Below are 26,125 nucleotides of genomic sequence, written 5' to 3' on the forward strand. Positions count from 1 at the left end.
CAGAGGCTATATCTATCTATTTCCATCATCATTGCACTTTAAAATTTAAATGCCATCGTCCACCCTTCTTCCAGTCACCAGATGCCTGTAAATAAAACGCTTTATCTTGATGAGCATTACTCACCAATTTGTAATTCACCCCACATTCCAAATTCGTACATTCAGCAGTAAATGTTTGATTTGTTGGTCGGGGATGAAAATCTGCCTGAGATAAGCAAATTGGACAGTGCGTAATATGAAGGTAATCATCATGCTGCTTTTTGATCGCTTGATAAATATGCTCAGTATTGGATGAGATACACACGGACTCTAAAGCACTTAATTGTTGAGGACTTAGCGCATTAACCAATAGTATTTGCTCATCCTTATCTTCGGCATAATCATGCAAAGCAAGTTCGTTTCTGACAGATTGCGGGATTCTACCAAGTAGCAAAGCTTTGGAATAAGATTGCAATATCGGTTTATACATCCACTCTAATAGAATGACGATAAATTTTTCTACAGCTTCAAAATTAAATGGATTCACCCAAACCAATTTATCAAATTGATTAGGTGCGTCTTCAGTACCTAATGCAAAAATCACTAGATTGTGGCGATGTTCTAATTCTTCTAAACTATCTTCATCAATCTCGTTCGCTATTGGGACAATGTTTAAAATGTCTCGTTGCGAACTTATTTTCCAAATTTTCAGCTCTTCATCCAATTTCAAATTAAAATCTAAATTACCTCTTTGAATTGAATAAATAGAGCTTTGATCTTCAAACTTATGAATCTGGAAACCTAAGCTAGAAAATGCTTTAAGAATAATGAGTAAACTATATTCTTCGACATAATCATGCTGAAATTTCCAATAGCTTTCTATTTTTTCCTTAAAACTTGGTGTTTTATTTTTTTGTTCATACAACGTTGACCATAATCGATTTAAATGTCGATAATGTTGATCATAATTCAAGATATTAGTTTTATGCAGTTGATCCGCTACTTTACGATGTGGTGGTGGAATCTGTACATACAGGCCTGAGGATTGAAGCGTCTTAATCGTTGACAATAGTTGCTGATTATAACGAATCGTTTCCTCGAGTTGAGACAAAATACTTTCCGTTTCATCTTTAGTCAGATTATCTGCCCAAAGCTCATATAATTCATGACTCAGCTTATAATATACCTCTGAAGAAACCCCTAAATTTAAAGCTGCTTGTAAATTTGCTTGTTGTTCAACCAAATCATTTAGACGTGAAGCCACATAAAATCTTAATTTATCGAGCAACTGCGCAAATACCTTATTTTCATAGATCAGTAGCTCATCATCACTAAGTCTAGCCAACACTTTTTTTGGTCGAATCCCGACCAAGCTACGTTGTTGCCAAGTTTCAGAATGTCCAGCTAAGTAACGATGTGCATTATTTGAAATTTTTTTAGCACGGCTGACATCAACAAGCTCTTCGTCATAACGCATATCCATACGTGGATTATAAGCAATATGATGTAAATGCCCCTTTTCAACCACATCTTGAAGCATTATCTCTAAAGGCTTGAGTTGAGTTTCAGAATCAAAAATACAGTTTGGTACAAGTGGGTTTGGTAAACGCTCGAAAGATGCTTCAAGACAGCAGGCTTTAACAAGTTCACTAATATATTTGATCGATTCAGTAATAGTCAGTGTTATATCAGGTATATACGTATGTAGTGTTTTACTTGAATTCAGTCGAATTGTACCGCCATCAGCAAACAAAAAACTGAATTTTGGTATCATTACAGATTGAATTTGCTCATCTTGCTCTAGAAGAACATATCGTTCTGGAACTATTGCATCAAGATGCAATAGTTCCTCTGCTTGTAAAGATTGTTGCGTAAGTCGATCTATAAGTTTCATAGATTACCTTTTAAACGCTCAACATCTTGATTCAGTAACTCTAAGCTCATCACAGGCTGTTCACCAGTAAAACCTAGATCAGACCAAACGTCTTGTAAACACGAAATAATGTCTTCAATTTTCTCCGCTCGAGTATCATATCGACCTGTAACCTTACCTTTGCGGAACAGTTTAGTCGCAAAGAGATGATCAAGTGCTTCTGATATTGAGCCACCCATCTCGATATATACAGGAATAAAGCTATATGCTTGACGTTCTAAACGATTCCCCCAACTTACACTGACCGCTTTTAAAGCTTCTTCAAGCAAACTATTTTGCAATTGTACAAAGATGTTTTTCACCACAGCTTTATGCTTGTTTTGGGCCTGTTCAAAGCTCTGCATCAATGATGTAAACGAGTACTGTTCAGTATTGGCATTTGTAATATCAATTTCTTCTTCACTACGTTTAACTTCCATGACATGAGCACGATCGTAGGTTTTGTCTGCAAACTCTTTTGTCGTTTCATCATGATTGGCTGTACCAATAAACCAGACATTTTGTGGAATTTTAATGGCGCGTTTATTGACAAATAGTTCTGGTGCTTTTTCATTCGCACTATCTAATAAATTAATTTCCGCACGATCTGGTGTTTCCATTAACGATAAGAAATCTGCAAAATATTGTTCAGGCTGAGATAAATTCATTTCATCTAACAGAATGATCTGTAAAGTATCTTTAAACTTGGGCTGTTGAGCACGGTACAATGCTTGTAGTGCCTCCTTGGTATAAAAACGTTTTTCAAATGCATTAAAGTGACCTAATAAATCTTCACGGTCACGCCATCCTGCCTGTACTCGGACAATCTCACAGTATAATTTTTCCTGATCTTCACCTATTGCGTTGTTAATTGCCTTTGCAAAAGCTCGCGCCAAACTGGTTTTACCTGTACCCGAAATACCTTGTAGCAGATGAAGCTTACTCATTGCTAAACCAGCAATAAATAAACGAATGTCTTTTAGACTGTAGTAAAACTTTTGTTTAGCAATATTTGACTGCATGATAGAGACAAATCGTTGAAGCTCAGGTACAACTTGTAAACCTCTCGCTTCACTTCTAAAGATCTGATCCATTTCACTAAGGCTTTTAAAGGGTAATTCGCCTTGCTGTTTCTCTACTAAATCATCAATCTGTGTGCGCAACTGATTAATACTCGTGTCTAAAACTCGCTTGTGCTCTTCTAGAACTCGTTTTTCTTGTTGTAAATGATGTTTGGCCATTACACTCAGACGTGAATTATTTAGTTCACTTTCCAATTCATTGTTTTTTTGACGCAAATCAAAAACTTGTGATTCTAGATCATCACACAATTCTTCAAGGCGCTCGTTTTCTTCTTCCAAGCCTTCTTCTGATCGTTCGCTTAATTTGATTCTTAATTCACGGTTTTTTTCACGTAAATGACTCAATTCTTCTTGAATTTCAAGTACACCTAATCCTTCAAGTTGTCTTTCTAAGTCTGCATATTGTTGTAATTTTGCGGTTAAGGCATCAATTTCTGCTAGAGCTTGATTATGACTATGTTCCAAACTTTCATGAGATGATTTTAATTTGGTGATCTGCACACTAAATTCACGTTGAATACTATTTCTCATTGCTTCAATCGTTGCATCAAACTGATCTTGGTCATTTTTCAGTTTCTGTTGTGCTTGTTCAATTTCAACTTGTTCAAAAACAAGCTGATGCTGTGCTCGCTCTAATTTTTGCTTTTGTTGCTCTTTCTCTTGAAGCCAGTTATTTTTCAAGACTTCAATTTCACTTTGTTGTTGCTCAAGTATTTCTTGTCTTTGAAGAGTAAAACCTGCAAGTGCTTCGGCTTCTTTGAGACGGAGATTTTCTTCACGTTCAAGTAATACTTTTTCTTTTTCTGCTAACCGTTGAGCGTTAATCGATAATTTATTTAATGCTTCTGCTTGAAGCCGATCTAATTCTTCTCTCTTTTCTTCTAGAGCCTTTTGTTTTTCAATCGCAAAACCCAATTCAGCATTTGCTTTCAGCTCTGCCAACTGAGCTAGTTCCTGTTGTAATTTTAATTGCTCAGATTTTAGATATGATCTTTCTAAAGCAAGTTTTTTATTTTCTTCTATCAATTCAGCTTTTTTGAGATTGATTTCTTGCTCTGAAATTTTAAGTTCTTGCTCTTGCTTTTGTAGACGAATTTCTTGCGACATTAATCGTTCATCTTCATCGGCAAGTAATTTTACTTTTTCATCATAATCGATTTTAGTTTTGTGTGTTTCATCTAAAGCAACTTCTAATTTTTGCAAGGCACCATGTACTTCATGACGTAAAACTTCATCACGTGCGAATAACTCTTCCTTTTCTTTATCAACAACTACACCTGTGATTTGCTGAAATAAAGGTGAAATAATTACTTTTTCTTTCGTCTCAACTTGACTCGATGGTATGTCATTATTTTGAAAACGATTTGCTTTTTTTGATGCTTTTGCCATTTAAATATTACGCCTCAATTGCTGTATAAAATGAAATCCAATCCAAAGTAAATTCAGATAGGTTTAATGCTGTTGTTATATCGACTTCTTCACCTGAATCATGACTGCCTTGATTACGTAACTCACATATTTCTATGAGCTGTTGTAAATCTTGCTGATGCTGTTTCCGAAGAATTAATGGATGCTGTTGATATTCCGTCACACACAATAAGCTTGAAACAATAAGTGGTTTTAAAGACACATTAACTTGAGGAAATCTTCCAGCAGAATATCCGTTTGCACTAAAGACATGTGATGAATTTACTGTTTTTATTTTTTCCAAAAGATCTTCACAGAAATACTCGCCAACTTGTAACACTAAAACAGTTTTTATTTGCTCACGGGTTAGCTGTTTAGGCGTTGTATTTGCATGCTTATGTTTCCAATGACATAACATATGTTTAAAGCATGCTTCTAACGCTTTTTGACATTGGTTTAATAAATCATCAATATCGAAATAATTACGCTTTTCTTCCAAATTTTTCTTTCGTGTGAGTAGCCTATTTAAATGCTGTGACAGATTTTCAATACGTTCAGAAAATGGGAAATCTACAGCCAGCTCAAAAGAGGTTTCTTCTAACAAACGAGTTTCAAACTCCTCTATCGTTTCGTCACTATCGATATCCTGTTTTAAATATCTTTTAATTTTTTTAGCAAAACCCTGATGTTTAGTTGCTAAATCGAAATGCAAACTTTGTATCCATTCATCATATTTTGATACATGACATGGATCTTGTAACTGACAGACATGCGATGAATCTAGACTTTCATCTAAATGCGATAAAATGAAAAATGCTTCAGGTTTTTGAGGATAAAACTCGAAGTTTTTAAGATTCTGTCCATCTAAATATTTGCCTTTAGGATCATCATCACGTATTAAAGTTCCCCGCAAAGCCATATTATGATTTTTAATCGTTTGATTAATTTTATAAGGTGTCGGCGCTTGGGGCTCCTTGATTTCTCTAGGCTCAACTAAAAAAACATTAATGGATTTACCTGAATCTCGGCTTCCTTGGATGTAAATATTTGAGTTGTTCTCTTGTACATCTAACAATGCAAGCTCATTGGGAATTAAGCGATGCCACAATTCCCCTGTAATTGCATCCTGTACCAAATAGTAGGCTTGTAAATCTTCAGTACGCTCAATTTCATCATCTAATGTCTGCACGCCCTTAGGAGTCAGCGTAATTTTTTTATCCTTTAGATCAATCTGAATTAAGCCACGAGGCACTAATTCTGTATCTATAACAAGATTAATCAATTCTATGTCTACACCAATCCACTGTGCTAGTTCTTGACGATCCTGATGCCCAATATGCAAAAATTCTAAAATAGTCTTTTGAAAGACATTAATATCTGTTTTTTTTCCAGCAATCGGTGCCCAAATTCTCCAAATCCAGATTGGTAAAAAAACCATATTTTTTTCAGCATTACCTTTTGGAACAGCATCATAATAAGATAAAAATTGGTTAGAAAATTTTGCCATGCTGACCTCCACATAATTTTAAAAATGCAGGTAATGCAGGCACTGCTTCGTGAGTTGCAGAATGTGCAATGAGTTCCTTATCCCCTGTAACAATCAATAACGAACGTTGACGACTAAGTGCAACGTTCAAACGGTTATCTACGCGCAAAAATCCGTATGCACGTGTCAGTGCTTCATCTTTCTCACGATCACCTAAACCTTCGACATTAAAATCTTTTGGTAAAGTACGTACTAATGAAACAAAAACGACATCAAACTCTTTCCCTTGAAAGGCATCTACCGTTCCAATCCGTAAGCGTTCGTCTCCTATATTTTTACCAGTCGAAATGATTCGATAGTTTTCTGCTATTTTATTTCCAACTGTCAATCTGACTTGAGGATCTTCCATTGCTTTAAAAATAGATTGAATCTGTCCACTATAAAAGCTAATTACACCGACACTTAATTCAGGTTTTTCATCCAAAATTCTTTTTGCTTCTTGAGCAATCCATTCTGCTTCAGTTGACCGATGCCAACTGGTGCCTAAGCGTTGTTGCTTTTGATCCTGAATGCATTTGAAGCCACAAACGAGATCTTCATAGCCACTAATTGCATGGACAAAATCTGTCTCTGGTCTGCCAGACTTAATCGGCGGTAATTTATGATTTTCGTAAAAGTTTTTACTAATAAAATCGCCTAGAATAGGATGCATACGGAATTGGGTATCTAGCATGATCACCCGCTGAGGTTGTTGTTTTTCTTCTTCTAAACGTTGCATATTTTCAACTAAGCGCTGAAACAAGCTCTGCTCTAGCATTTCACTTTGTACCGTTTTCCAGTCTTCTTGTTGTGATAATTCTTTTTCAATTTTATCATCCAACATATGTGGTAATTGGCGATGATCCCCTACTAAAATTAAACGTCGTTTAGCCATTGCCATCGGAATCATTAAGTCTAAAGGCGTTGCTCTTGCCGCCTCATCGACAATCACATTTTCAAAAACAATGGTCTTATCAATAGCTTTTAAATCTTGCATCGCATTACCAGCAGCTTGCTGACAAGTTGCCGCAAGAACAGCGGTATAATGAGCTATCGTTTCCTTAATATCACCTGTAGAGGTCATTAAGCGATAACGATATTTATCCAAAATCATCAAATGTGCCAAGGTTTTTAATTTCTTGGCCTGATCATTAATGTCTTTGAGTATGCAATCTAGTTTTAGACAGTCGCTCTCATCTAATAAACGCTGTAAATGTGTTGGTCTAAAATCAGGCAAACATCGATCAATGAGTGTATTTTTTAATTTTATTAATGGGCTAAAATCAATTTCCTCATTTATATTTAAATGTATAAATTGTTCTAAAACCTTTTGTTCTTCATCTAACAAAATTGTTTGTGTCTGATCTTGCTGTTGTAATAACTTTAAGGATGCTAGTACTAAGCGACAGCGTTGAACACCATCATCAACAAAACTAGAATTTTTTGTACGCAATGAATAAATGAGTGGATAAAGTTCCATCATTTTTGTTGCAATAGACAATGATTGTTTTGGTTGTTTAAACTCTTCCCACCATTGCTTTAAATCATGAGAGAGATAAATTTTATATTTATCAGAAAGTTGTTCTAGAATATTTTGTATTTCAAAGATACTTTTTTGTTTTTGCTCTATAGAACCAAAACGCAATTTAAGTAAATGCTCTTCTAGATTATGGTATAAACTTATGAAGTCATTGTTCCGAATTAACTGATTTAGCTCTTTCTGAATTGGTGTTGCCCATTTTTCAATTGTATCTACTCCAGTAGAATCATCGTCATCATTTCTAATTTTTCCACCGACTCGTAAACCAGCAATACCCATCACATTACTGCGATCTACTACATTATCAACGGCATCATGCTGATAACTGGTGAGTAAAATACTACGTTGAATCGATTCATGAGATAGCTCACTAATACGTTGCTGTAATGCAGTGATCACCTGAGTTTTACCAGTTCCAGGTGGACCAATGATAATTGTCAAATCAGCGCTGTTTAACGCTAATTCTATGGCTTCTTGTTGTTTAATCGTCGGACGTCCACCTTTAAAAAGCGCTTTGGTTTTAGGGCTCTTCCATTTTTCTTTTCGCCAATTTCTAGCTGGTTGCTCAACTTCTATCCCTTGTAAGAGAGCATGTAAGCTAGGCATAGGATTACGACGACTAATAATTAAATTCAGCGCTTCTTGTTGTCGCTTACGTTGAATATTTACTGCAAATATAGATAAGTATAAAAAGCCTCGCTTATTATCTTGATCTAACGGAGGACGTCGATCTCTTTTTTCTGCAAATTTCAGCAAAATACGGTTATTTTTCGGCTCAATTTGAATAATTTGTGCACGCCAAGCTTTTTTTTCAATATCCAAACCTGTTTCTTTAACATCTAACTGATTATCTAACCAATCAGCAATATTCAAACTTAATTGTACTTGCTCATCTTTTTTTCGATCTAATCGATCCCATTTTTTTTCAAAATCTGATAATTTTTCACGATCATCAACATAAATATACCAATAACCTGCTTTATGACCAGCTTCATAAGCACAATATTTCAAATAATTAATTTGATTAGCACGATGAACTGCATCTTCCCATTGAGCATTACTATATTGCTTCCATACTTCAATATAGTCACCATGTTGAGCTGTATGTTCTTTTAATGCAATTTCATGGGCCAAATTATCCATTCTTTTTGCAATTGAACGGTCTTTGAATTGCAATTCACCCTGTAAAGTTACTAAACGATAATTGCCTCTAGGTCGTTTTTTACTAATCTTATCTACTTGCCAATAACCATGGATTTCATTAATTTCTAATTGATGATTTTGACCGACCAATAAAATTTGACGCTCATTTTGATTGGTATAAAAAATCGAGAAAACCATAGATTTGGAATCATAAAGATCCACTACAAACTCTTCTTTAAACCAATCTATAGCAAGCTGAACATCATTCAGTGCAATTTTTCCATCATCTGCGAGTACATGAGTAATCGCCTCATCGATGGCAATATCTATATCTAAAAAAGTATGTGCATCCGGAATAAAACCTGATAAATATAGCGTTGAATGGTTTTTTTTGGAAAAATACCACACCCCACTTTGTTTAATTAATTCTTTTGCCGACGATGCCGTAATAGAATTGGTTGAGTTCAACTCTATAGGATAAATGTGATTTTCAAATTCTAAATAACACTGTTCATCTTCTAAAAACAACTGAACTTGATAATTTTCAGGAATATCTAATTTTTCCAAACACTCAGCTTGAATCACTTGTAGCTGAGCAAGCTTAAACTCATGTAATTTCATAATACTACCAAGTGAATCGCCAAAAGAAAGAATGCATTTTTTCACTATTCATTTGTAAAGCAGAATGTGTAATGAAGAGGTCTTTATTACCTTTTTGATGATTTTTTAATATCTGCGTCTTATGTAAAGTATAAGACTTTGTTGCATCAGCATTTTGTAAGATAACGTGATCATCTGGTTCAGGGGTAATTTTTAAACCATCTTCGGTTAGGGCAATCCTAAACCAAGGTTTAGATTGCTCATTATTAAAATCACTATGAGGCTCGTGATAAATAACCTTCTCTTCCCCTAAACTTAAAAATACTTGCTCGGCAGTTTTGAACCAAGGTTGTTCCACCATTACAGGATCTTGGTCATAGCCCCAATATCTTAGGCGTATATATTCAGTTTTTTCGTGCGGGATATTACAGAATGGACAAGTCACACGCTGATTGACGATAAAGCTACTGCGACAATCTTCTTGCTGACATGTTAGAAGTAAAGATAAAGTTCTGTTTAATTCATAATGCCACTCTACCATAGTTGGGCGTTCATATATTTTGTCTGATAAACGACTAGATCCAAAGCAACGCTGAAATAAACTAAATAGGCGTTTATTCAACATATCAAATACTGGAAAACCTTGTACTGCTATCTCATTTGAATCATCTTCAACATCATAGACCCAAGGCAATTCTCCTCGTGCAGCTTTTTCTTCAGCAATATCAGGATCATCATCGACAACAATGCCATGATTGAATGGATGCGTATGTGTCAATAATTGAAGTGCAATGACAGCAAATGACCATGCATCTGTTTGTGTATTAGTTCCTGTTTCATTGCGAATCAGTTCAGGGGCTGCATAACCTTTAGTATAGAAATGATGTTGATGAGATTGTTCTGCATAATGAATATTATCAGCATCGATTAGCCACACCTGATGATGTTCAGTCGACTTCGATACAAAAATATTATTCGGTGATAAGTCACCAAATGCTAAACCTTTGCCGTGTAGTTTAGCTAAAGTTTGGGCAAGTTCTTTTAAAATCAGTAAACGACGTGCAAAACTCCCCGTATCTCTATATTTGATAATATCAAGCTGCCCATCTAAGCTGTAAATACGCTCTATTTGTGCGGAAAGAGATTCCAAGCCATCCATCAGCTCCATCACGTAGCCAGCATGGTTATTAAATTTAGAATGATTTTCTAAGTCTAATAAACTCAAAGGTAACGCAATTTTTAAATCTCGTATTGGTAAACGCATTACATGTTTAAACTGCTTACGTATTTCTTTCAATTGAACATCTGGCAATAGGTTTGTAATTTTTGCCACTAAGTTAACTTGGTCTGTTCTTTGGACTGTCCCTTGACCACCCTCTCCAATTACTTCTAGTAGTGTATACGTACCTCCATTGAAGTCTTTCACGATTAATTTTTGCTTTTCATGCGTCATCTTTATTTTTTCCAAAAAATTATTCCAATACTTTTATCATCACTATGTTGCGGTGTAGGCCAATGGTTGAGCTCATTTTTTAGATACTTTCTTAGTTGACGCACACTTTGTAATTTTGCTTTTTGAATTAACATTGAGGTGAATAACTGCTCATTCACTAAATCATCACTTATCCCGTCTGTAAGTAAAACAATGCCGTGTTTCTGGCTAGTTAAATTAATTTTTTTATAAGCCCAATCATCCCATTTTTTTGAATAGCCCAAGGCATTGGTCTGATTGCTAAATAAATCATCAGATTTCAAACTCACTTGACCAAAACATTCTGTTTGATAGTAGATAGCACCATCACCCAACTGAAATAATCTTACGTCACCATCTCCATTCCCCCATGCAAAGAGACAAGTTGTCGCTGCATCTGTTGGTAAGATATTTTTTTCTTTCAAAAGTTCTAGCCAATGTAAATATATTTTCTTAGCAACTTCTTTTTCAGCTAAACAAAAATCCAAATGCTTTAAAACATTACATACAGACTGACAGGCAAGAGTTGATCCAACGTGAGAAAATGGTTTAGATCCAAGTCCATCACACACAGCAATACACCAGTTCTTTTTCCAGAACCGATGCATCACAGCATCTTGATTAGATTTTTTTTCACGTAAATTGCGTGGACCAATCACTGAAACTGAACAAAGTGATAGATACACGATTAAAAATCACTTAGGTCCAATTCATCATCTGGAAGTTTCGAAAAATCTACCGTTGGAAGTTGATTAGGTGTATTACTCTGTGAACGACTACTCACGCTCATACTTACCGCTCTAAAGAAGCGATGTATTTCTTTCGCATTGTGTGCTTCAAATACTTCCGATGCTTCCAAATCATTTACAAATGCTTTTAACATATTTTTATCAGCACCCGTGCCTATCGCCATTGCCATACGCGATGCTTTTTGTGCTCTATCAGAATTTTTCAACTTATCAAAAGAGGCTTCCCAATTGTCTGTAGGAATACCATCAGAAATAAGAACAATTGTTGGTTTGTATGCACGACTAGGAATGATTTCTTTATTCTCAATCATCTCCACAGCCAACTCAAACGCCCCTCCCATAGGGGTCCCACCTGAAGCAACTAAATCATTGGTTTGATTAATTTTCCATGCAGGAGTCAAAGGAACATGCACTTCAGCTTTTGAACCACCAAAAGTAATAATAGATACATGGATTTCGGCATTTAAACGACTTTCTTGAGATAATGTACTCAGAAAATCTTTTAAAGCGGCATTAAGTGCTCCAATGTTATTATTTTCTAACATACTACCGCTGACATCAGCCAAAATAATGACTGGTAAAGGTCGTGCTGTTGCCACTGCAAATTGCTGCATTGCCATTCTTTCTGCCCCTCTGAATAATTTAATATTCGTTTTACAAGAACTTATTTGTTATTTATAACAATATTATATGATATTAATCACATAATATTTATGAATTTAATTGACCATTTAGTCTAATTATTTAATCTCGAATCATTCTAAAAGTAAGATTAAATCTAGAATGCTGTACTTTCTTCCGCTTCGGTACCGCATGTTGCCAAAAGTGTTGCATTTCACCGGACATGATCAACAAACTGCCATGTTGTAATGGCACAGTAAATTTAAGCTGATGGTCGTCTTTATGACGTACTTGAAAATCACGGGTTTCACCAAAGTTTACAGACGCAATAGTGGGGTTTTTCCCAAGCTCAGGCTCATCATCTGTATGCCAATTCAGATAATCCTCACCATTACGATACCAATTCATTAAGACGCTATTAAATTGTGTACCAAAGACCTTTTCGATTCGTTCTTTGATATATAACAAACCTTTATTCCATGGATTTGGCTGCGATAAAATCCCAGAATATTTATAAGCTTTTCCGTCATCACCATACCAACTGGTCAATCTTGGTAAAGGTATTTTCTTTCCATAGAGATTAATAAAATCTTGTTTCCACAAAATATTATGGAATTTTATCTCTTTAAGGTCATCGGGTTGAATTTCACTCCAATCAACCTTTTGCATCTCGTAAGTATCATTTTCTAAAAAATACTCCACCGAACGATCACTGATTTTTTGAGAAAAAAACTGAGGTGCGTAAAAGAGCACACCATTTGGAATCTGAATGATAAAGCCTTGGCGTGATTCATCCCACTGACTAGAAAATCCATCAACGTTAGGTAAATCAAAGGGAAGTTTTTTAATTTCAGTATCAATTACTTCATCAAACAAATCATTCATCTTAGTTAATCTCAATTTTCAAACAAAAATAAACGTGATTCATATTCTTGGTATCTGTAAATCGCTCAAATTGTGTATGCGTAACAGATAAGCTCTCGCCTTCTTGTTGTTCCATATTCAATAGTGCTTTATACAAAGACTGTAGCCGTTTAGTACCACCATAACAGTTTCGATCATTACTGATAGCAATCACATAATGCGTACCACCATCTTTTAAAATCTTATTAAAGACTTCAAATTGATCAAAACTATCTATATCTAATACATTTGAAAATAAATGTATATTCATCTTTTCAGGGTTGATCTGAAGATCACTTTCGTCCAAATCATCAATCTTTTTATGAATTGAATGAATTTCCGCTTCTGGTTGCACGCAACCTATAATCTGACGTGCTCGTTGAAGCGCAATTTGAGACGGCTCAATTAACGTTACCTCATCAATTGAGCCTAACTCTGTGAGATTTTCTAAAAACAGCAATGTTGCCAACCCTTGACCACAACCATAATCATAAATGTGGAGATTTTGATATTGGCTGTCATTTAACATATCAACAGTCTTAGGTAAGGTGTGTAACCATTGACGCTGAACCATTAATCCATACGAGTAAAGGTATTGATTTAATAAATCTTGGCGATGAATCGTTAAGCGACCTCGATCAAGCTCATCACGCTTATCACTATCAATCCCTGCAAATTTACGCAAGGTACTGAAGTTTAAATTAGATATATTTAAAGTTTTTTTCTGAATTGCATTAATTACTAAATCATGGTGGATTTCATTAATCACTAAATTATTCATCAGCGTACCCTGTATATTAAAATTCGTGTCTATGGGCTCATGATATTTAGATTTTTAATGTGAGAAGAGTTTATGGAAGCTTGCATGCAACCAAATGTGCTATATGACCAATCAATGTCTTTAAATCAGTAATTTTTACTTAAATCGGTGCTAATTGAGCGAATCTCGTATTATGCATTGCGTAAGCTTACGAAGCTTGCTTAAAATACTTAAAAACATGTCGAGTATGCGGCTGGATTTAAATGAACATTGGCATAAAAAATACATTCCTGCTTTGCACTTTATTTCTCATCAATGGCTGTGAAACAGTAGATAATCCAAAAAAGTTCATCAGCTATGATCAGCAAATAAAGATTACTCAATATGAAGTGATTGATGGCGATACAATCTCCGGCATAGATCCACAAGGTAAGACATTACGTATTCGTTTAACGGGTATAGATGCACCAGAAAATGATCAACCTATGGGGCAACAGAGTCTAAAAAGTCTAGAACAATGTTTGTCAGCCAAACCTTTAATTATCAACTGGAGTAAAACAGATAAATATCAGCGACTTCTTGCAAAAGTTATTGCAGACAAAAAAGATTGCAACCTGCAACAGATCATCAATGGCTATGCTTGGCATTATAAATATTTTGAAGCAGACCAACCTGCGATCGATAGACTGCATTATGCACAAGCAGAACTCAAAGCCCGATCTCAAAAAGTAGGTTTATGGAAATTCTCTTGTCCTATCGCACCTTGGGACTGGCGTTATAAAAAACAAACGCCATGCAATTAAAAATTACTTAAATTTTACTTTATTTATCCTATACTTCTTTATTACTATATCAATCTAAGTTAATGATTTATAAAAATATAGAGGGTATAGTGAATGGTAAATTTTAAAAGTATTAACTTTAAAATGCACACATATCTTAAAGTTTGCCTATTTGTGCTATTTACACTCTTCATCTCTACGTTTTTGAATCAGGATAAATATTACAAACAGTTGGAAGAATCTCGAAAATTCCACTATCAGGATATTATTTTTATCTTTGAGGCAATGAATAAAGAATGCTTACAAAGTAAAACTGAGCAAGCTTGTTTTGAACAATTTTACAATGCACTCAGCAGCTATACCAACCGTGGCACGATTACGTTATATGGTACGAATCATCAACTCCTCCTACATAAAAAAGATGAATCCATTTATGACCATCGTACCCCCGTCACCGTGACTCATACTTTTACAGAATTTAAAACGCTTCAACCCCAATTAGAAATTTCAAAATTGACGAGTTATCCTAATCTTTGGCTAAACTCCTTAAATGCTATGACTTTTTCCTCTTGGAATTTTGCCCAAGATGCGATCAGTCGGCTCAGTGGCAATCCCCCAATGATCAAAGGAATGTCATGGTATGAATTTGCTAGAAAAGTTGCGTGGGAACGCTTCTATCCTGCGCTCCCATTTGTATTGACCCTATTAAGCGTAGCACTATACGGTGGTTGGCGTAGACATCAAATTGAAAAGATTAATATTGGCTTGATTAAGCAACAACAGCGTCTTGATCAAGAAAAATTTGAACTGAAAATATCTGTTCAACAATTAAATAGCGCTCTCGAAGAGAAAGATCACGAAGCCCTTCTTCTCAGCTCAAGCATTCAAGATCTAAATGAGAGAATTACAAATTCAGTTGATCGTAAAGAAATTGATATCCTACTCAGTGAAAAAAGCAGTCTCGAAAATGAACTCAAAAATAATGAACGTGAAAAATTTAACCTTTTAGAAACACTAGCTCAAAAAGACCGAGCACAAGAAGAATTACAAAACCGAGTTGAACAATATGAGATCAAAAATGGCTACACGCTCGTAGGAGAGTTTGTACGGTATTGGACTTATTTTGAAAAACAGCTACATCGCCTTTGTTCCACCGACATACAAGAACAGTTAAGAAATCCCAAAGCGAAAGCTGTATCTGTATCCGTCATGATTGATGATCTATACAATCAAGCCATCATTAATCAAGATTTACGTGATAACTTACATCTTGTTCGTAAATTCCGAAATAGCATCATGCATGCATCTAATGTTGATAATCAAAACAGTTATCAACACATTATTCACGATTTAAAAAATAATATTAAAATTCTGGATCAGGCAATTGATAAACTGCAAAAGCAGGATATTTACTGAAAAATGAGTCTAATCAATACAGGGTGGCTATCTGCTACCCTGTATGTATTAAAAAGATATTGCCCGATCCTTAAAATTATTTTTTATAACAATGTCTTCTTTTTCTATCGGCAGGTAAAAAGGCATACTCCTGCCATTTTGCTTTGGTACGATCCTCGCAGCCAACTCAACACCTAGCTTTTTTTCTAAATGCTTTTTTAACTTAGATTTTGTAGATTCAAAGAACTCTTTATTGACTTCAATCGATGTGTCACCAACTTTTAACTCATCATAGTGCGATAAGTACTCGGCGGTTAATTCATCTATAATTTGTATTTCGGCAAGAGAATTTTCACCTTTTGCCTTCCCGGTTGGTGCCTTGATACCAACAAGGCCTTTACATTTATAATCAGCAAACCATATGAGCATTGCCATTTCTCTAGCAGGAATATCGATAGCATCTCCACCATTTACTCTAATGTATTGGTGTGTTGTATCAATTTCTAATGAAAGCTTTTGGTTGGCTTGATTAATTTGTTCAACCACATCTGAAAATTGATAGCTTTCCATTTTTAAGGGATGTGTATCTGGCAAGGTGTGACGTAACCGAACAAAAGGGATATTGGCTAAAAAAACTTTAGCGTGTTGTGCATTTAAACGTTCTTGAGAGTTATGTTTGCTGACAAAATATTCATAAGGTGTTGGATAATAAAAGTTTGTTGCAAATTCGAATTCTTCTGAGACTAGTACATGCGACATACTGTCCTGTGCTCGTCCATATAATGAAAGTGCATAACCGGCATAAAAGCCCATCGTTTTTCGTCCACCCGCAATCGATACATGCAAGGTAGAATCATCATCTTCAGTAAATAATTTGATCAAACGACAGGTTTCATTTGCTGCCAGTTCATTATCTTCTAATGTCTTAAGATCTTCTAACTCTTCACCTTGATGTGTAATCACATGCACAGTGGAGTCATCAAATTGAATATTGGATAATTGAAAATCTTTTAGAAATTGCGCAAAAATACCATCATTAAACAGTCTAGAACGAATTTGTATTTTACCTTTCGCAGTCGTGAGAACATGTATTTCCGTTGGCACCCACTTTTCACTTACTTCAGGGTCTGCTGCCAAAGCATAAAGTGTCTCTGTGACAATCTGCGGTGTCATTCCTGTGACTAAAAATAGTATATTTTTTTGCATATGGCCTTTCCCTATCGAGTGCTCATCAAAATTTCAAGCAGTGGATCACAGCTATTTACAGAATTTGATTCTAGCTCTTTTTCATTAAGATAATATATTTTCATGCTATCAAGCCCATATTGTTTTAGATTTTCAAATATATACAAATAGCGTTGATGTTTATCCACATCTAAATCAGAATTTTTGACAATATAAATTACCTTATCAGGTACAGGTATGGGCTTTAATTCATTTAAAAGATTTCTAACATGTGCTTGAACTAAACAGTGTTTTTCTGGCCAGTTTTCAACCAGGTTTGCAAAAATACTGCCAACTCCTATCAATCTTTGGCTATTCAACTTTGCATTCCTTAAGTGATACTTTGCACGAGACACCAATAATTCTGACGTAAAAAATTTATTCTTAGCATAATTGGAATAAACTTGCTCCCACCACACATAAGAAGGCATTGGCTCTAAAGGATGAAAAACCTCAAATGGTTCATTTTTATTTTTATAAAATTCAATGCTTTGTAAAAAAAATTTTTCTTTTAGCAAATCATCAGTGCCTTCAAAAGCAATGTACATATGACTAACCTTTTTATAATAAGTGGAACAAAAGCACTCAATGATCTTAAAGAATATCTATAAGATGAAAGCAAAAATGTAAGCTTCCAAGCATGAACTCACTTTAGGTCCAGTTTTGTTATTCGATTTTATTTTTCATGTTAGGAAGGATAAGTAAACCTACGTAAGCTTATCAAATCAATATTCCTTCGCTGTATTTTAATATATTCATTAGAACAAAATACAAGCAAAAGGAAAAAATTTATGACGATTTATATAAACCCCGAACACGTGTTTTTGGGACTAACAGGCCATGCAGTTAAACGCTCATCTCAACGTGGGATAAAAAACAAACATGTTGCCAACTTACTTAAATTCGGACGCAAGAATTATCAAAATGGTGCTGTCTATTACAGCATTGGAAAAAAAGAAATCTCTAAGTTCCAAAATATTTGCCCTGAATTAAAAGAAATGAATGGTATGCATCTAGTGACAGCAACAAATGGCTGTGTCATTACATTATTTCGAAATAAAGATTTTAGCTTATTAAAGCATCGGTAAATGAAAATAAAAAACTCTAACAGAATATAAAATAAATCAAAAGGTTCGAGTCTTATAAAGCGATGTTATAGCAAATGTTCAGATAACATGAGGAACTTAGCAATAATCTATACATATAAGGACTGTTTGAAGCGATCTAATGATGGCGGTGTAAAAAACTCCCCCCCTTCTTGTGCACCAGACTGAGCAAACTTATTTAAGAAATATTCATAAATTTTACCAAACACATCACCTTCTGCATTTAATAACGTATCTCGGTTAAAAATACGAACCACACGCTCTAATAGATCTTCTTCAAAATGCTGATAGGTCTTTGGTAACACGCCTTTTAAAATTGGGTTTTGAGTTTCAATTGATTCCATAATGGCATCAAGTTCAGCACCCAAGTTATGGCCTGTTGGTAAGTTTGCTAAATAATCAAAACGTTGTTCTTGATTCAAATACAAGGCACTACGTGCTTTAAAAGCAATCTCAAGTTGCTTTTCAAATGCTTCCGCTGGCATTTTGTTTTCATCAACAAGTTTCTGATAACTTGCCATTTGATGATCTTGCAACAATTCTTTTTTTAACGAGTAAAAACGTGACGTTGCATGCGATAAGAAAATGATACCTAAAATGGGTTGTGCATATTCTGTTGCTGTGAGCTTTGAGTTGGCACGCAGGTCATCTGCTGCTTCCCATAAATCTTTTTCAATTAAAGAGATGTTCATATTGCCTCAATTTATTGGTTTGTGTCAGAGCTGATTCATCATGACTCCGCTCTGACACCTGAAATCTGTTTCAAATGTTTAAGTCTAAATTCAGTGGTATCAGTGATACTTATCAAAGTAACAACTGCATTTTCAAATGTTGTTTAAGAGCTGATTAAATTCATCCTTCACACTCAAATACTGACGTTGCTTTTCTTGCAGTACTGCGAGCTCATGCTCAAGATCTAACTGCTCAACTTCAATATGCACATCAAAATATTCGGCACAGTGTAAGCTATATTTATTGGCTTTAACCTGTTGGATAGTGACATCTTTTGACCACTCAGTCTCTTGATCAACCGTGAGCAGTTCCTTAATTTTCTGTGCATCATTCAGACTTAAATGAAGCTTTCGACGCTGACGCTCACCAAAACTTCGAGCATCGACTAAACGAATGGTCTCTTTAACTTTGGCTTTATTCAAAATAAGTAAACTCATTTCAATATTTGAATCAGCCAACATACCAGCAGGTAGTAAAACAACAGCCTCCACCCAATTCAATTGAACCAATTTTTCTCGAAGTTCTGCATCATATCCCCCTCTGAATAGCCAGCCAGGGATAATCTGAAGGTATGCTTTACCATGCGCATTTAAGTTATGCAGTGCTTGTTGAATCCACAGACTCTCAGATGCACTGGTAGGAATACGAGCAGTAATAAATAATTCTTTTAAATAATTTTGTCCTGCTACAAAGGATTCTGAGACCTTCATATTGACTGGTGGCGTACTCACGACAAGATCAACACTATAGCTTGAAGAGCCTTCACTTAATGAATTTTCCCGCTGAATATCTGCCTCTTTTTCACTTAAAGCAAAAAGCAGTTTTGTTACCCCTACTGTTGCTTCATTGATATCACGTAATATGGTTTTTTGAGCATTAAGCTCATGAGCTAATAACCCTAAACCACATGCACCATCATAAAGTAGCTTATCCTCTACTGAGCCAACGACCACTTTAAAAATATTGAGGATATTCTGCGAATCAACGTTAAACATATCCCAATTTTTATTTGAATTAAGTGCAAACGCTTTTAATACTTCAAAAGCTTTTTCCCCATAATCTTGATTATTCGAACACTGTTCCCGCAGGCTTAAAAACACCTGAACAATATTCACAAGCTGATTTGTGTTCCAACGAATTACGTCCTTAGAAAACCAGTGTAATTCTTTTTCCGATACGAAATCAGAAATAAAAGTTGAGATGTTATCGTGTGTTGATAACAGGATATTTTCACTTTCCTCTCCATTCTCTTTTACAAGATAAGCAATCAAAGTAAATAGCTCTAATGCAGTACCACGTGTCATCGTACCTGTCATAGTCGATAAGGCATCTAAATATTCGATTGTATTTTTCATTTTTAATTTCCTATTTAGGCCATCAACTTTTGAAAAGCGGCATTGGTTGCTTTAATTTGTTGAACTTTCAGTTGCTCTATTGCATGCAAGACTTGATTATTTTTGTGAAATACTTCTGCCAATTTATGCTGTATGCCTAAGTCTGGTACTGAAATTTCAATATCCTTTAGACTGCTCACAGGAATATTCATAATCGTCGTACCTTTATTCAGACTATTGATGACTGCTTGACCATATTCACTGTTTAAGAAAACAGTTAAAAATTCTGGTAAAGCAACTTCCGAAATTACCTTGATGACTAGGCATGTTGCAGGAGCAAATAAATTTAATTTTTCCTGTTCCGCAGTCACAATTGAAGCTCGTAGATTTGTGCCCTTTGATAAAAAAACAATGTCACCTTCTTTTAATTTCTTTTTTTCAATAAGCTCCTCATCGACAAATACTGTCTTCGTTGTACGAGTATCTACATCAAGAAAACCTTTATCGTTTAGGCTTTGACCTGTCAATAAACTGACCTGTATGAGATTTTCATCTTGAGTATCATTGAATTTATTGATTCCAACTGTAATACTTGAACATATTTCATGTAGTTTCATAATTACTCCAAATATAGTTTTATTAAAACTATTTAATATTTTCTCAAGCAAATAGTAGCTTCAGAAAAGCATCTTGTAAATAGTTTTATTAAAACTTTTTAATAGATAAAAATAAAACTTAAACTAGTATCACTTAAATAATATATATATCAATAACTTATAAATCTTTATAACATCGACTTTTATCTAGCTCTTATGCCGAATCTTTCTTAAAAGATGGTGGTCTCAAATCAAACCAAAACTCTGACAACTGCTCAATTTCTTGTTGATCATCCTGAAATCTTGCTAACAGGTCTCCTTGTCGAGGTTGACCAAATGCCATCCTATACAGGCTTAAATCTGATTTAAGCCGAGCCAAATTCTTTTCTTCTCTGCTATAAGGCAACCTAGGAACATAACGTTGAATCGTTGTAGTCCCATTTTCAGTCATCCAAAAAGGGATCATGTCATTTTTAGATTTAGATTTTCCTAGATAGGCTTGATCGAACAATATCTTCCATGGGTCCCGACCAGACTGATAGATAGATTTTAATGAATGCAGTGTCTGTACTTCAGCAATATTTTTACGTACCGCATATCCTTTATAACGATGCACACGCCCCTCACGCTGTTCCAAATCAATCGGATTCGAAGGTAAATTCCAGTGCATTACTGCATGACACCAAAGATGAAAATCTAGACCTTCCTGACCAATAGATGTTGAAGCAAGTACAAAAGGTCTAAATGGCGAATTAAAAGCATCCCTTACTTTTTCAATACGGATTTCTTGTCCTACTTCATTTTTTCCACTACCAAAACGTAAAGCAAATTTACAACGCATGTCGAATGCATCATCGATGACTTGCTGATTATCTACTTTAAATTGATGTACCCTGACGTGACTTGTACGCAATGTTAATACAGAGTAAAGCGAATCTGAAATCTCTTTAATACGGTTTTCATTAGGCCGATTTGTTAAACCCAAAGCCTCTAACAACACATGTATATGTTCATCCAATACCGCTTGTAAGTTACCTTGCAGACTATATTTAAGCACTTTTCGCCAATATGACTTTTCATGAATAGACTTAAGTAAAGCCACGCTTTCTGGTGCATTAAAAAGACTTTGAAAACCAGATGTTATACGCACTGCCCCTACAAACAATGCTTCTTCATTTCCATGAGGTTCTATATCTAAAATACGTTGTAGAGCTCGTGCAGCACATAAAGCAGGGGAAGCTAAAACAATATCGGAGAGCACCTCGAAAAAATCGTCTGGACGTTTACCTAAACCATGACCATTCACAACACTTTCTACGATAGACTGAATGACATTCATAACCCCTAACATAATCGTACTTTCTGTATGCTCTGACTCATCATCTTTTTTAGAATAATGACTTGCCCATGTAGCCAACCTCGATTTCCAATCTAAATGTTCTTCAAATGTAATATCTAATAAAATAGGCGCCAACCAATACCAACTTGCATCAACATCCGATCTTGTGGGATCACAATACTGATCTAATCGTTTGCATTGTTGCTTTAATTGATTAATGACTAGTGATTTAACAGAACTAAGACCTATTCTCGTTGAATCAATCTGAACTAGAGAAAATGCTAGCGGATCTAATTTTGCGAGTGTTATAGATGGGTATAAAAGACTGAATGGATATAAAAAATTAGGCTTTACATCTAATGGTCTTGAAGGCCTTTTTGTTCGTGTATATGAAGTATTTTTTAACTTTGTATACATCAACCTTTCGGCTTCATACGATGTCAAAGTTGCAATAGCATTAGGTACTGCATTCCAAGCTGAGAAAATCAATTGTTTTGATAAATGATCCTTGCCTCGATACAAACCAGAAGGTTCCCAATATGCTAAAGAGGGTGGCATCCATAATAGATCAGCCATTCCCTGTTGAACTGTTTCCTTAAACAACAAGCGTAATTTCGCATTGTTCAAAGGAATTGGCTTATACTTCTGGATGTGATCTTTTTTTATACTAAATCTACTTGCTTCTTTTAATCCAAGCTTAAATTTTGCTGTAAATTCTGATTCGGGAGCAAGTTTAGCATTTTCAATTTTTCGCCCTAAATCATAATCTTTAATAAAATTCAGTGTATAGGGAATAGATTTCCAATATTCTGTAATGTTATTAACTCTTAAGGTCTCTAACAATCCTCGAATTGAGCCGGCATATTTTAGATCATCTACCTCAAGAACTGCTACCTCATTAGGCTCTGACAACATAGAATTATGGTCATGACTCACAGATACCCTTTCAGTTCTGCACATGACTTTAAGTAAGTTGGATTCAATATTACTTTTTAACTTAAGAATTTTTTCTCTGTTTTTAAGTCCAATTGCTAGCTCTTTTCTGTAATCCTGCATTAGAGTTTTCAGAGATTCTAATTGAGCATGATCATTAAATAAAAAGCCAAGAATTTGCATCAATTCTGCATAGTGATCTGCTTCTTCCTCTCCTTGCACGCTATACATTTTATACGGCGTCGCTGATAGCATCAAAATTTTACTTTGATCATCTGAAAAAATTTTCTGCGCAATCATCTTTGCTTCATTAGCATTTATCGGCTCACTACTTTGTTGAATCAGTAAATTTTTAAAGCGCTGAAACTCATCTAAAATGATTAAACTTGGTTTCAATGCAGACAAACTCACTGAAGCCAATATTGATCTCAGTTTGGCAATTAAACGATCTCTTGTATGTACAACAGCTTGATTCTCTAAAGCCGTTACACAACAAAAATCTTGGCTACATAACTCAATCTGCTGTTTTAGTTTTTTATTGGTTTCAATTTCATGCCTAAATGATGCCACAATACTCTGATCATAAATTCCCTCTCCTTGGTTCAAACATGCTTCGATGCTCTGTTCCCAACGTTCAGGTCCAACATAACATCTGAGTAGTTCTTTGAGTCCTTTTTTTATTTGCAGCGAATCAAATAAAGGGACAAGTAAGGTATAAAGGATGATTCGTTCATCCGCTTTCCCACCTTTACTCCGTGTATGGTCTAACGCAGTACTAGGTGTAAGACTGATAAAATTAACCTTACTTTTTTTCAAAAGTGAAGTTTCTCTGATCAAGTAGGTTAAGCGTGTTGCTCTCACTACATCATCTTGATTGGTAACATTCAATCTCCGAATATTCTGGCTCGCAATGCTGGCATTTGAACAAATATAAAGAATATCTATTCGCTCTTGCTGATGACTTAAATGTTCAATCGTTTTGGCAATCACACCTCGTGCCACTAAAGTTTTACCTAAACCCACCTCATCAGCCACCAAAAATCTAGAATTTCGGTCACGCTCAAAAAGTTTAGAAAAAACCCAATGGACTGTTTGACACTGAAAATCTTTTAAATTATTAAGAATTGGTTCAGATGAAAATGCCTTTGTATTCAATTTAGTTTTTTCCATTTATTGCTTGTTCAAATGCATGCCACAATTGAGTAAATTCTTTAGGAATATGTTCGCTGTTTCCACCGCCAAGATCTTGTACTAAATTCTGAATATCTTGTAGTCGTTCAGGTTCCTGCATATAAATACGAAATAAATCCTCAAATAGCGTTGACTCATCATCCAACAAACGGCTAAGCCAATAAGAATCTGCTTCACTATTTTTTGTACCTAAACTGGTGTTATCGTAAAAGCAACCTAGTAACAACCTTAAGTATTGAATAAATCCTTCCTTATTCTTGATCAAGGCTTTAATAATCTCTGCATCACGATCTAACGGTAGATTCGTGACCTTAATCTTCAATACAAATCGTAAATTTTCTTGACGAGACTTATGCTTAATCTCAAACGCAACCAAACTAGAGATTTCAGAGCTCGTTAAATGATCAAAAACTACCTTTTCAGTTTTACCACTAATATTCCAAAGCTGGGCCCGTTTTTCATTTAAAGTGATTGGCCATAGTCTTACTTCATAGTCTTGATAGTTACTCTGAGCATTTTCTTCCTCTACATCTAACTCCAGCACATAGACCCAAGCATTTGAGCTATCGTCAGATAAACAACAACCTCGAATTGTTGTACTGCATAGACGTTTTCGAATTTCTTCGATGAACTGATCATCTTCACTCAGATTTGAATCTTCAACTACTGTAAAATCATCGTACTGGGTCAAATAACCTGTCATAGTTGAAAGGAAATGGGTAACATTTATCGACTCTGTATCTTTACTAACGAGTTCAACCAATATTTCATCATTTATTTGATGATTCAAAGCTGCATTAGTCGCATTAGCAGAACCCACGACCACATGTGTCTTAGATTGGTTAGCTTCTAAAGTTTCATAGATATAAGCTTTTGCATGTAAGCCTTTCGTTAATATATGCCCCTTCACATCTTGGAAACTTTCACTCTGCTCATCATTTGCAGAATCATTATCAACCAATCCATCAGCTAAGGTATAAATTTCTTGATCAAAAGCTTGAAGTGTTTCAGCTTTTAAAGCTAAAAGCTCTTCTTCTCGCGTCAGCAGAAAACATGTTTTACTTGAATTGGCTAACTGTCTTAACACCGTATCCGAACAAAAAGGGGAAATAATCAGTAATTTCTCATTCTTTTGAATACTCCATGGATACGGCCCTTTATCTAAAAAATGGAAAGAGATGTCATTAAATCCTTTAGGTAAACACCATTTAACTTTCCTTAGGTCACCAATCATCTTATTCATTTGTTGGGTCTTTTTAGCTTTAAATTCACCCTCTGGAATACGACCTATAATGCTTGAAAGGAAATAAATTATTGGATCATTCTTCGAATTTTGCTGCTTTTCAACAAGTCCATCCAACTGTAAAGCAATATCCCAAGAATTATCTCTGGTTAAATTTCGGGAAAGTATCACCAATCTGTATACCGTATCTTTCCCATTTACAAAGCGTATTAGCCAGATCTTTGGATGAAAAACACCGCCTCTGGGAGATACGCTTTCGATAATCATATCTTCTAGGTAACTAAAGACTGGATTTGGTTTTTTTTCTTTAGGAACTTGTATTAAGCCTTTTTGTGAAAATACAGTAATCCTGTCTTTTAACTTTTTGATAGACGCTAATACTGAATAAGGATCTATTTCCTTACTATCTGTTGCTAATAATGATAAATAGACTGGTATTTCTAACAAGACAGCTGGATCTAATGAATATGTTGTTAATATTGCCTCATCAAATGTCATACCATGTGGCGGGATTAAAAAAGATGTATTTAAACTTCGATCATACGGACTTAGCATGAC

19 protein-coding genes are annotated in these 26,125 nt (G+C 35.1%); 3 read left to right on the plus strand and 16 right to left on the minus strand.

What is annotated here, in order from left to right; genetic code table 11:
- Window positions 1-28 precede the first annotated feature (28 nt).
- From FTV38_RS08515 to FTV38_RS08555, 9 genes are all read right to left on the minus strand, one after another.
- Entirely contained in the window at window positions 29-1,873 is a 1,845-nt protein-coding gene (locus FTV38_RS08515) for a hypothetical protein (protein ID WP_180022227.1), read from the minus strand.
- A complete protein-coding gene (locus FTV38_RS08520; protein WP_180022228.1) occupies window positions 1,870-4,362 on the minus strand; it encodes an AAA family ATPase in 2,493 nt (830 codons plus the stop codon). The genes FTV38_RS08515 and FTV38_RS08520 overlap by 4 nt, the downstream gene beginning before the upstream one ends.
- A 7-nt stretch (window positions 4,363-4,369) precedes the next feature.
- A complete protein-coding gene (locus tag FTV38_RS08525; RefSeq protein WP_180022229.1) occupies window positions 4,370-5,887 on the minus strand; it encodes a hypothetical protein in 1,518 nt (505 codons plus the stop codon).
- Window positions 5,871-9,209, minus strand: coding sequence for a DEAD/DEAH box helicase (locus tag FTV38_RS08530; RefSeq protein WP_180022230.1), 3,339 nt, complete (start codon window positions 9,207-9,209; stop codon window positions 5,871-5,873). The genes FTV38_RS08525 and FTV38_RS08530 overlap by 17 nt, the downstream gene beginning before the upstream one ends.
- A gap of 4 nt (window positions 9,210-9,213) precedes the next feature.
- Complete coding sequence (locus FTV38_RS08535; RefSeq protein ID WP_180022231.1) at window positions 9,214-10,641, minus strand: lipopolysaccharide kinase InaA family protein; 1,428 nt, start codon at window positions 10,639-10,641, stop codon at window positions 9,214-9,216.
- Between the two features lie 2 nt (window positions 10,642-10,643).
- Window positions 10,644-11,318, minus strand: coding sequence for a PP2C family serine/threonine-protein phosphatase (locus FTV38_RS08540; protein WP_180022232.1), 675 nt, complete (start codon window positions 11,316-11,318; stop codon window positions 10,644-10,646).
- A gap of 29 nt (window positions 11,319-11,347) precedes the next feature.
- Window positions 11,348-12,028, minus strand: a complete 681-nt coding sequence (locus tag FTV38_RS08545; protein ID WP_151816882.1) for a VWA domain-containing protein — start codon at window positions 12,026-12,028, stop codon at window positions 11,348-11,350.
- Window positions 12,029-12,152: 124 nt separating this feature from the next.
- Window positions 12,153-12,914, minus strand: a complete 762-nt coding sequence (locus tag FTV38_RS08550) for an alpha-ketoglutarate-dependent dioxygenase AlkB (RefSeq protein WP_151816881.1) — start codon at window positions 12,912-12,914, stop codon at window positions 12,153-12,155.
- 1 nt (window position 12,915) lies between these two features.
- A complete protein-coding gene (locus tag FTV38_RS08555; RefSeq protein WP_151816880.1) occupies window positions 12,916-13,713 on the minus strand; it encodes a methyltransferase domain-containing protein in 798 nt (265 codons plus the stop codon).
- 242 nt (window positions 13,714-13,955) lie between these two features.
- Here FTV38_RS08555 and FTV38_RS08560 point away from each other — a divergent pair, with 242 nt between their 5' ends.
- Window positions 13,956-14,495 carry a thermonuclease family protein gene (locus FTV38_RS08560; protein WP_151730646.1) on the plus strand — a complete coding sequence of 180 codons (540 nt, stop codon included), beginning with the start codon at window positions 13,956-13,958 and terminating at the stop codon, window positions 14,493-14,495.
- A gap of 264 nt (window positions 14,496-14,759) precedes the next feature.
- Complete coding sequence (locus FTV38_RS08565) at window positions 14,760-15,890, plus strand: hypothetical protein (protein ID WP_180022233.1); 1,131 nt, start codon at window positions 14,760-14,762, stop codon at window positions 15,888-15,890.
- A gap of 48 nt (window positions 15,891-15,938) precedes the next feature.
- Here the strand turns inward: FTV38_RS08565 and csm6 are convergent, their stop codons facing one another.
- Window positions 15,939-17,075: a CRISPR-associated ring nuclease Csm6 gene (gene csm6 / locus FTV38_RS08570; protein ID WP_180022234.1), complete on the minus strand. Its 1,137-nt coding sequence runs from the start codon at window positions 17,073-17,075 to the stop codon at window positions 15,939-15,941.
- Between the two features lie 11 nt (window positions 17,076-17,086).
- Window positions 17,087-17,641, minus strand: a complete 555-nt coding sequence (locus FTV38_RS08575; protein WP_180022235.1) for a hypothetical protein — start codon at window positions 17,639-17,641, stop codon at window positions 17,087-17,089.
- A gap of 243 nt (window positions 17,642-17,884) precedes the next feature.
- Here FTV38_RS08575 and FTV38_RS08580 point away from each other — a divergent pair, with 243 nt between their 5' ends.
- Window positions 17,885-18,181: a hypothetical protein gene (locus FTV38_RS08580; RefSeq protein WP_151816877.1), complete on the plus strand. Its 297-nt coding sequence runs from the start codon at window positions 17,885-17,887 to the stop codon at window positions 18,179-18,181.
- 107 nt (window positions 18,182-18,288) lie between these two features.
- Here the strand turns inward: FTV38_RS08580 and FTV38_RS08585 are convergent, their stop codons facing one another.
- From FTV38_RS08585 to FTV38_RS08605, 5 genes are all read right to left on the minus strand, one after another.
- Window positions 18,289-18,891 carry a type I restriction-modification system subunit M N-terminal domain-containing protein gene (locus tag FTV38_RS08585; RefSeq protein WP_151730870.1) on the minus strand — a complete coding sequence of 201 codons (603 nt, stop codon included), beginning with the start codon at window positions 18,889-18,891 and terminating at the stop codon, window positions 18,289-18,291.
- Between the two features lie 132 nt (window positions 18,892-19,023).
- Window positions 19,024-20,286, minus strand: coding sequence for a class I SAM-dependent DNA methyltransferase (locus FTV38_RS08590; RefSeq protein ID WP_151730871.1), 1,263 nt, complete (start codon window positions 20,284-20,286; stop codon window positions 19,024-19,026).
- A 14-nt stretch (window positions 20,287-20,300) separates the two neighbouring features.
- Window positions 20,301-20,882: a restriction endonuclease subunit S gene (locus FTV38_RS08595; RefSeq protein WP_151730872.1), complete on the minus strand. Its 582-nt coding sequence runs from the start codon at window positions 20,880-20,882 to the stop codon at window positions 20,301-20,303.
- A 193-nt stretch (window positions 20,883-21,075) separates the two neighbouring features.
- On the minus strand, window positions 21,076-24,303 hold the full coding sequence (locus FTV38_RS08600; protein ID WP_151816971.1) for a DEAD/DEAH box helicase: 3,228 nt from the start codon (window positions 24,301-24,303) through the stop codon (window positions 21,076-21,078).
- Window positions 24,290-26,122 carry a hypothetical protein gene (locus tag FTV38_RS08605; RefSeq protein ID WP_180022236.1) on the minus strand — a complete coding sequence of 611 codons (1,833 nt, stop codon included), beginning with the start codon at window positions 26,120-26,122 and terminating at the stop codon, window positions 24,290-24,292. Before FTV38_RS08605 ends, FTV38_RS08600 begins: the two co-directional genes overlap by 14 nt.
- Window positions 26,123-26,125 lie beyond the last annotated feature (3 nt).

Origin of the sequence: Acinetobacter sp. YH16044 (assembly GCF_013417145.1) — a bacterium.
Lineage (GTDB): Bacteria > Pseudomonadota > Gammaproteobacteria > Pseudomonadales > Moraxellaceae > Acinetobacter > Acinetobacter amyesii.

Excerpts from the sequence above, each read along its gene's own strand:
- FTV38_RS08515 (WP_180022227.1), bottom strand. The coding sequence starts at position 1,873 with ATGAAACTTATAGATCGACTTACGCAACAATCTTTACAAGCAGAGGAA.
- FTV38_RS08520 (WP_180022228.1), bottom strand. The coding sequence starts at position 4,362 with ATGGCAAAAGCATCAAAAAAAGCAAATCGTTTTCAAAATAATGACATA.
- FTV38_RS08525 (WP_180022229.1), bottom strand. The coding sequence starts at position 5,887 with ATGGCAAAATTTTCTAACCAATTTTTATCTTATTATGATGCTGTTCCA.
- FTV38_RS08530 (WP_180022230.1), bottom strand. The coding sequence starts at position 9,209 with ATGAAATTACATGAGTTTAAGCTTGCTCAGCTACAAGTGATTCAAGCT.
- FTV38_RS08535 (WP_180022231.1), bottom strand. The coding sequence starts at position 10,641 with ATGACGCATGAAAAGCAAAAATTAATCGTGAAAGACTTCAATGGAGGT.
- FTV38_RS08545 (WP_151816882.1), bottom strand. The coding sequence starts at position 12,028 with ATGGCAATGCAGCAATTTGCAGTGGCAACAGCACGACCTTTACCAGTC.
- FTV38_RS08550 (WP_151816881.1), bottom strand. The coding sequence starts at position 12,914 with ATGAATGATTTGTTTGATGAAGTAATTGATACTGAAATTAAAAAACTT.
- FTV38_RS08555 (WP_151816880.1), bottom strand. The coding sequence starts at position 13,713 with ATGAATAATTTAGTGATTAATGAAATCCACCATGATTTAGTAATTAAT.
- FTV38_RS08560 (WP_151730646.1), top strand. The coding sequence starts at position 13,956 with ATGAACATTGGCATAAAAAATACATTCCTGCTTTGCACTTTATTTCTC.
- FTV38_RS08565 (WP_180022233.1), top strand. The coding sequence starts at position 14,760 with ATGAATAAAGAATGCTTACAAAGTAAAACTGAGCAAGCTTGTTTTGAA.
- csm6 (WP_180022234.1), bottom strand. The coding sequence starts at position 17,075 with ATGCAAAAAAATATACTATTTTTAGTCACAGGAATGACACCGCAGATT.
- FTV38_RS08575 (WP_180022235.1), bottom strand. The coding sequence starts at position 17,641 with ATGTACATTGCTTTTGAAGGCACTGATGATTTGCTAAAAGAAAAATTT.
- FTV38_RS08580 (WP_151816877.1), top strand. The coding sequence starts at position 17,885 with ATGACGATTTATATAAACCCCGAACACGTGTTTTTGGGACTAACAGGC.
- FTV38_RS08585 (WP_151730870.1), bottom strand. The coding sequence starts at position 18,891 with ATGAACATCTCTTTAATTGAAAAAGATTTATGGGAAGCAGCAGATGAC.
- FTV38_RS08590 (WP_151730871.1), bottom strand. The coding sequence starts at position 20,286 with ATGAAAAATACAATCGAATATTTAGATGCCTTATCGACTATGACAGGT.
- FTV38_RS08595 (WP_151730872.1), bottom strand. The coding sequence starts at position 20,882 with ATGAAACTACATGAAATATGTTCAAGTATTACAGTTGGAATCAATAAA.
- FTV38_RS08600 (WP_151816971.1), bottom strand. The coding sequence starts at position 24,303 with ATGGAAAAAACTAAATTGAATACAAAGGCATTTTCATCTGAACCAATT.
- FTV38_RS08605 (WP_180022236.1), bottom strand. The coding sequence starts at position 26,122 with ATGCTAAGTCCGTATGATCGAAGTTTAAATACATCTTTTTTAATCCCG.